Origin of the sequence: Stieleria sp., assembly GCF_041595215.1 — a bacterium.
Classification (GTDB): domain Bacteria; phylum Planctomycetota; class Planctomycetia; order Pirellulales; family Pirellulaceae; genus Stieleria; species Stieleria magnilauensis.
The window spans coordinates 1-6,719 of record NZ_JBFHKV010000409.1 but is presented as its reverse complement, the minus strand read 5'-3'; the positions used below and the strand labels follow the sequence as shown (position 1 = coordinate 6,719).

The 6,719-nt window shown below is 58.6% G+C and carries 5 protein-coding genes, 1 tRNA gene and 1 pseudogene; 3 read left to right on the top strand and 4 right to left on the bottom strand.

From position 1 onward, the window contains the following. Nucleotides 1-954: sulfatase/phosphatase domain-containing protein (locus ABX749_RS16525; RefSeq protein ID WP_372896939.1), on the top strand; the 954-nt coding region annotated here is incomplete at its 5' end. 143 nt (nt 955-1,097) lie between these two features. Here ABX749_RS16525 and ABX749_RS16520 read toward each other — a convergent pair. From ABX749_RS16520 to ABX749_RS16505, 4 genes are all read right to left on the bottom strand, one after another. Beyond that, the gene (locus ABX749_RS16520) at nt 1,098-1,847 is read right to left on the bottom strand and encodes a prolyl oligopeptidase family serine peptidase (RefSeq protein ID WP_372896938.1); all 750 of its coding nucleotides are present in this window, start codon (nt 1,845-1,847) and stop codon (nt 1,098-1,100) included. A gap of 152 nt (nt 1,848-1,999) precedes the next feature. Then, the gene (locus ABX749_RS16515) at nt 2,000-2,812 is read right to left on the bottom strand and encodes an EcsC family protein (protein WP_372896937.1); all 813 of its coding nucleotides are present in this window, start codon (nt 2,810-2,812) and stop codon (nt 2,000-2,002) included. A gap of 46 nt (nt 2,813-2,858) precedes the next feature. Beyond that, nucleotides 2,859-3,269 (bottom strand): glyoxalase superfamily protein, encoded by a 411-nt coding sequence (locus ABX749_RS16510; RefSeq protein ID WP_372896936.1) that lies wholly within the window; start codon nt 3,267-3,269, stop codon nt 2,859-2,861. 1,390 nt (nt 3,270-4,659) lie between these two features. Then, nucleotides 4,660-4,733, bottom strand: a tRNA-Arg gene (locus tag ABX749_RS16505). Nucleotides 4,734-4,935: 202 nt separating this feature from the next. On the opposite strand from ABX749_RS16505, the gene ABX749_RS16500 reads away from it, so the two are divergent. Both ABX749_RS16500 and ABX749_RS16495 read left to right on the top strand, forming a co-directional pair. Next, on the top strand, nt 4,936-5,133 hold the full coding sequence (locus ABX749_RS16500) for a hypothetical protein (protein WP_372896935.1): 198 nt from the start codon (nt 4,936-4,938) through the stop codon (nt 5,131-5,133). 573 nt (nt 5,134-5,706) lie between these two features. After that, nucleotides 5,707-6,719 (top strand): annotated as a pseudogene (locus tag ABX749_RS16495) (hypothetical protein); the annotation flags it as partial.

Genomic DNA, 6,719 nt, shown 5'->3' with positions numbered 1-6,719 from the left:
CAGGACTACTTCAACGCCGGCATGCGAGGCAAAAAAACGCAGCTCTGGGAAGGCGGCCACCGTGTGCCCTGCTTCATCCGCTGGCCTGCCGGACCGATCGGGCCGGCTCGCGAGATCGACGAACTGACCCACGTCCAAGACCTGTTGCCGACGCTCGCCGACCTGGCCGATGTCCCGCCTCCGTCGACTCGCCTGGACGGTCAAAGTTTGGCGCCGTTGATGCGCCGCGAGCGTGAGTCGCTGGGCGATCGCATGTTGGTCATCAATTACAGCCGCATGCCGGGGTTCCGCGTCAAATACACCAAAGAAAGTCCGGCGATCCCGCACCGCGACGGCGCCGGCGTGTTGTGGAAACAGTGGCGATTGCTGGAAAACCGAGAACTGTACAACATCGAAGCGGACCCGCATCAGGATCGCAACGTTGCCGCGGCACACCAACGAGTCGTCGCCAAAATGCGTTCGCATCTGCAGACGTGGTGGGACGGGGTCAAAGACGATGTCATGACGCCCCAACGCGTGATCATCGGCAACGACGCCGAAAACCCGATGTTGCTGACGGCATGTGAATGGCTGGATGTGTTCGTCGATCAGCAGCGGCAAATCCGCCGCGCCGATCGCAAGAATGGTACCTGGCACTTGGCCGTCGATCGCGCCGGAACGTATCGACTGGAACTTCGCCGTTGGCCACGGGAATCCGGACTCTCGCTCCAGGCATCCGTTCCGGAAACACAAGTCGTCGACGGAACCTTCGTCAAGGGCGAATCGTTGCCGATCGCGTCGGCCACCGTCCAGATCGGTGACATCACGAAAACACTTCAGCCCGACGAATCACAATCGTTCTTCGCCACCACGGTCGACTTGCCACCGGGGCCGATCGAGCTGACGACCACTTTTTTGGACGACGAAGGAAACGAGATTTGTGGCGCGTACTACGTCTACGTCGCACGCGAGTGAATTCACGGGGAACGGTGTCTGAGGAGTTGGTCAAAAGATTCGGTGGTCAAAAAATGAAGCATTCTCAGGCGTGCCGTTCCACGTTCGCTAGGGCGACGATTTTTTGACCACTTCATTTTTTGACCAACCCTTTTCCGGCGCCTCTATTTCTCCCGCTGCTGCTTGCTGATCCAGTCGAACAGTTCGGGTGTCGCGTAGGTCGCCGACCAGCAGTTGTGTCCGATGTGCTCGAGCGAGGTGAAGCGAACCTTCTCGCCACCGGCTTGCTTGATCGCGTCGAACATTTCGACGGACCGTTCAAACGGAACCGCTCCGTCCTGGTCACCATGGAAGATCCAGATCGGCAAATCCTTCAGCTTCGCTGCATCGTCCGGGTCACCACCGCCGCACACCGGGACGGCGGCGGAGAAGCGATCCGGATGGTCGGCTGCCAATCGCCAGGTCCCGTAGCCGCCCATGCTCAGCCCGGTCAGGGCGACGTGGTTTTCATCGATGCTGAGCGTGCTGACGATGTGATCGAGCAGCTCGACGAGCCGCTTCTGTTGCGTCGGGTTTCTCCATGAATCATCGCCGGGGCATTGCGGGGACACCAGGATGTACGGCAGATCGTCACCCCGAGCGGCGAAGCGTGGCGGTCCCCACTTCGCGACCAGACTGAGTGGTCCGTAGCTTTCGCCGCGGCCATGAAGGAACAGAATCAGGGGCTGCTTCGACTCGCCGTCGTAGTCCTTGGGCAGATACAGCAGGTACGAAATACTGCCGCCGTCGCTCGTCTGCAACGTCTGTTCGATCTGCTTCCCCGCCGTCGGGGCGGAAGCCTCGTCGGCGAGGATCGGCCCGCCACTCAAGACGGCGACAGACAGGAGAGCGAGAGAGGTGAACGCCAGCTTCATGGTCAAGTTCCAAATTCGAAGGGGGGAAAGAAGGGCATGTCCGGGGACGCGGCACAAGTTTATCTCATGCGAGCCAGGCGGGGTGTCGTGCGACTTGAATCGCCGGATCGGGGATCGGAAACGTGGTCCAATTCAGCGGGCGTCGCGACGTCTCACAGCCGCCGATAGGCCTCTCGGACCGGCTGTTCCCCGTGCGTGCGTTCCAGGCGTCGGATCGTGAAATGTGCCCGGGCGAGGTCTTGGTAGTGATCGATGAAGTAGCTGTTGATCAGTGCGCCGCCGACGGCCCCGATCACGGGAATGGCCTGGGCGGCGATTTTTTCGCTGACGACGATCCCGAATCGTTTGCCGATTGTTGCGATCAGTTTGACCAGCGGCGGCGCGGCGGAATCGGCCAAGCCGTTCTTGACGATGTACTGCGACGCGTCCTTGATTTGTTTTGCCATCGCCGCCCGGACCGCGAAGTAACCGATCTCGGTATCGTCCTTGACGTCGGACGGTTTGCCGGGATCGAGCGCGAAGACTTCCAGGCAGGCGAGCCGAGTTTCGATGTTCGCCAGGTCTTCGCCTTCGCTGCGGGCGATGTCCGCGACGCTCCGCAAAATCAACACCGTCGAGACCGGCAATTCCGCGGCGATGGTGGCACCCCCGAGTGCTCCGCCGGCGGCACCGCTGAGCCCCGCGAGCAATTTGTGTGTCAACAGTTTGGGTTTTCGATCCTTCTCGGCTCCCTGACCGAGCGTCTTGACCGCGGCGTCGAGAGCAATCCGCAGCGACTTTTCGATCGCGCTGTGAATCATGCCTTCAGCCGCATCCGGCAGCATCTTCAACGACGCCGTGATCGGAGCCCCGACCAATTCGGTCAGACGGTCGGCGATCCCGTGGTGCTCCAGCACCCGCTTGGCCTCCCGCAGTTCACTCAACGATTCGTCAGGAAGCCCGACGCGGATCAAATCATTCGTCATCTAAGTCTCGGTCGCAAGTCAAATGCTTGTTGGTTGATATTGGTCACTAACTTTCTGTCGTCTGCGAACAGAAAACCAGATAGTTGCCGAACGGATCCCAGATATTCAGGTCTGTATTCCGTCCCTGGTATCGTGGATCCACGGCGACTGCCTCTGGATATTCGGATTCTTTCGCATTCAGATAGTCACAATAGTTTTGCAATCCGAGGACTGGAATATTGACCTCAGAAATCGGCGCGTCCTCTTTCGCATGCCCATTGAGATGAAGGATGGCATCTCCGAGGTGGATCTGCAAATACAGTGGCGCCGTCGGCGAAAAACGAGACTCCCAGTCTATCTCAAATCCCAAATACGCCAGATAGAATGCGTTCGCTTTGGCTTCATCGAACATCCGCAGGACCGGGATTGAAGATCGGACCTCGAACGCGTGCGGTGACTCATGAATTGATTTACTCATGATAATGAGCCTCAGTTGTCAGATGCGCACATGCTGGTCGGAATGATAACGAATTGCGATCGATTCGCGCATGCAGAGGAACGGGGATCCATCGGGCGCTAGAACTTTGTCGCCCCTCAGGTGAAGTGATGGGACTCGATTAGAACGGATGCTGGCAGAGGTTGCCAGCGTTTTCATCCCCGGGCGAAATCGCGACCCAGGGTGCGCTCCGCGACCCCGGCCTGTGTTGTGGCACCGCTCCGCGGTGGTTCGTCGTTGAACGCGAAATGGAAATCCACGCCGACCACACGACGCGCTTGGAGGAGGAGACTTTCCTTGATCCCGAGGGGATCACAGCCATTAGCCGGAGGTGAGCGCAGCGTCACCTCCGGGAAACTGTGAACCGCGTCTTGATCTCATTGGTGCACGTTCAATATCCGCGGGCACTCGACTCCCAAGGAACGGCGCGTCGCGTGTTCGGTTGGATTGGTCTTTCAAGAAAAGAAAAACACCCTTCGACCACACGACGCAAGTGACGGGGGAGTCATCCGCCTGCGGTTCACTCAATGGGCCACGAGAGATCAAGACGGCACCCGCACCAAAACGCTGACGACCTACGGCCAGAGGATCCAAGAAGCTGGCGCCAGCCTTGCGGCCCGGAGTCCCACGCAACTACGTGCCGCAATCACCGCACATCAACCGCCAAAGCGGAAAGTAATTCGATTAAGTTCAACAGCGGTGGTCACAGCGTCGGCGCGATCGACCGGAACTCAAAAACAAACTCAACTCGCAGAGTGCGTGCACCTCACGGTTCGCACGTTCGGGCACGACGACAGTTTGAGCTATCGACGCACGTGAACAATGTAGCCGAACGGAATCGGCGGGGGGAATTCAGCGTCCCAATTTGCAGCCTGCATTCAGGCGTCGATTCTCAGCATTGAGATTAACAGGCGTCGGTTTGTTTTCCCGGGCCGAGTCGACCGCGCACTAAGAGACACAAGGATCACGCAAAGACGCCAAGCCGCAAAGGAGCGGGTTCAAATCTTGGCGGCTTGGCGGCTTGGCGACTTGGCGTGAGGTCCTTCCAGCATGTACGCCAGGGCACCTATCGAACCGTGACGTCAAAAGCGAATCCCAGGCCACAGATGCTCAATATCTGTGCCACCCACTGCATTGCGTGCAGGCGCAAAGCTGGTGATTAGCGAGCCAATTTGTTCGGTGTCTTTGAATCGCAAGGGATGGGGCGCCACGAGATCTCGCCCCTCGGTCCCGACGAGTTCGGAATCAGGAGTCGGAGAGCTGGTCAAAAAATGGGGTGGTCAAAAAATGAGTCCGTACGACGATACCCCGCCCGCGCTCTCTTTCCCCATTTTTTGACCAATCCATCTTTTGACCCCAATCCCCTTAACAGCACGCCCAGGAGGATTCGAACCTCCGACCGTCGGATTAGAAGTCCGATGCTCTATCCAGCTGAGCTATGGGCGCGGGGGGGGGTGGGGCGGTTTGTTCTGGCGCGGCGTGCGCTTCGTGGCAGGCTTTGCCGAAATGCGGTCCCTGTTGCAAGAACCGGAAGTTTATCGATCCGGCCCCCTGTCGGCAATGTCACGCGCTGTCGCGGGGAGATTGGCACCGGCTGATGCCGAACGGCACCGCCACGCTGGCCTCGGGGGGCGGGTACAATTCTGGGATGAACGAATCGAATCCTTACATGCCGACGACGGACCCCCACATCAAGTCGACGACCGGTTGCTTGGTGGTCGTCGGGTGGACGTTTTTCTGGCTGCTGTTGCTCGGATTCGCCCTCACGTTCTTCGGGATTCTTGCACTGACGCTCGGTGCGACAGCGTCACCACCCGAGCCGGTGCCGGTGGCGGCGCCAGAGTGACGCCGGTTGGTGATGCACTCTGCCGGTTGAGGCGGCGGAGGCATAAAAAAACCCGCTCGCCGAGACCAAGGTAAAATCTCGACGAACGGGTATGTATCTCGTGATCAAAAAGATGATCTCGAGTGGGGAAGCTGACCCATGAGCGTCAGCCCGCCGACTTGGTCTACGGGTTGCTTCCCCGTTGGCTAGTACAGCAATAATCCACTTGATCACCTCCTTTTAAAACTTTGGTTTGACGCGTCCGACCCTTGCGCCAACAAGAGTGGTGCCGGAAGCGTTCGGAAGTAGTCCGTCGCACCGCGTCAGTGCGACCCGACAACAGAAGTATCCTTACTCGGCAAGTAAAAAGCAAGAACAATCTGACTGTGCTCTATGACGCACGCCCCTGCTAAAAGGTTCGCGGGGCGATGGAAAGCACGAAATTTCGCAGCCGATCGGACGCATTTTACCATCTGTGCCGATTCGGATCGGGTTGACCTTGCCGCTGACCGACGCGGTCCGTATCGTCGACACCAGCCGAGTTTCACGGTGGACAGTTGGCTCTGATTCGTGCAAGGGAAGGCACCTGCAGCGATGCGAAAATGGAAAATCCGAACCAAGATGATCTTCGGCCTGTGTGGCCTGGCGTTCGTGATCGGGCTGCTGGTTTTCAACAGCTGGTCGCAACTTGCCCGCGACCGCTACCTGGCGACCGAGATCAGCCTGCTGGCCGACGAGATCGAGCACGCTCATGAGCTCAATCAACAGGCGGAATTGCTGAGGCAGTCGTATGAGCAATTCATCGACCTGAAGGCACGCATCGAGTCGAATCAAATGATCGGATTCGAGGGCATCGAAGGGTCTTTGCTTGGCATGGACGAGGTCAGTATCGATGATCGCCTGATGCATTTTCGTCGCCATCTCGCACCCTACATGTTGACGGTTTTGGCGCGTCCGAGCGAGCGTGGTGAGACGCGATTGTTGCTCGACAGGGGCCAACAAGACGTCAGCCTGCGCGGCATTAATGCGCTACTGCAAGACGTCACCACAACCTGGTCCCAACGCAATCTTCTCGACGGAACGCTTTCACGATACGACGCTCAGCACCTGGAAAAGTCGATCGACGATCTGGCGACCTTGACGAACGAGTACTTCGGCGAGATCCAGGGGAAAATGAAAAAGTTTCGCGACAGCGTTCACACCGAACAGAGAGCGAACCGCAACGGGTTCCGCGTTTACACGGGATTGTCTGCGTTTCTGATCATCTTCATGGCGTGGCAATTCTGGACGCTGATCGTCGTGCCGTTTCGAACCCTGTTCCGCGGCTCGCAATTGATCGCCAGCGGTCATCACCAACACAAGATCCTGTTGGGCACCAACGATGAAATCGGATTGATGGCCGACACCGTCAACGACATTACCGACCGATTCAACCGCGCGGTGGCGAACGAAACGCTAGCCAAACGGCGTGCCGAGCAGGAGGTCCGTGAGCGAACACGCGAAGTGATCCAGAACGAACAACTCGCCAGCGTCGGATTCCTGGCCGCCGGCGTTGCGCATGAGATCAACAATCCGCTGGGTGCGATTGCCTGGGGCGCCGAGGCGCT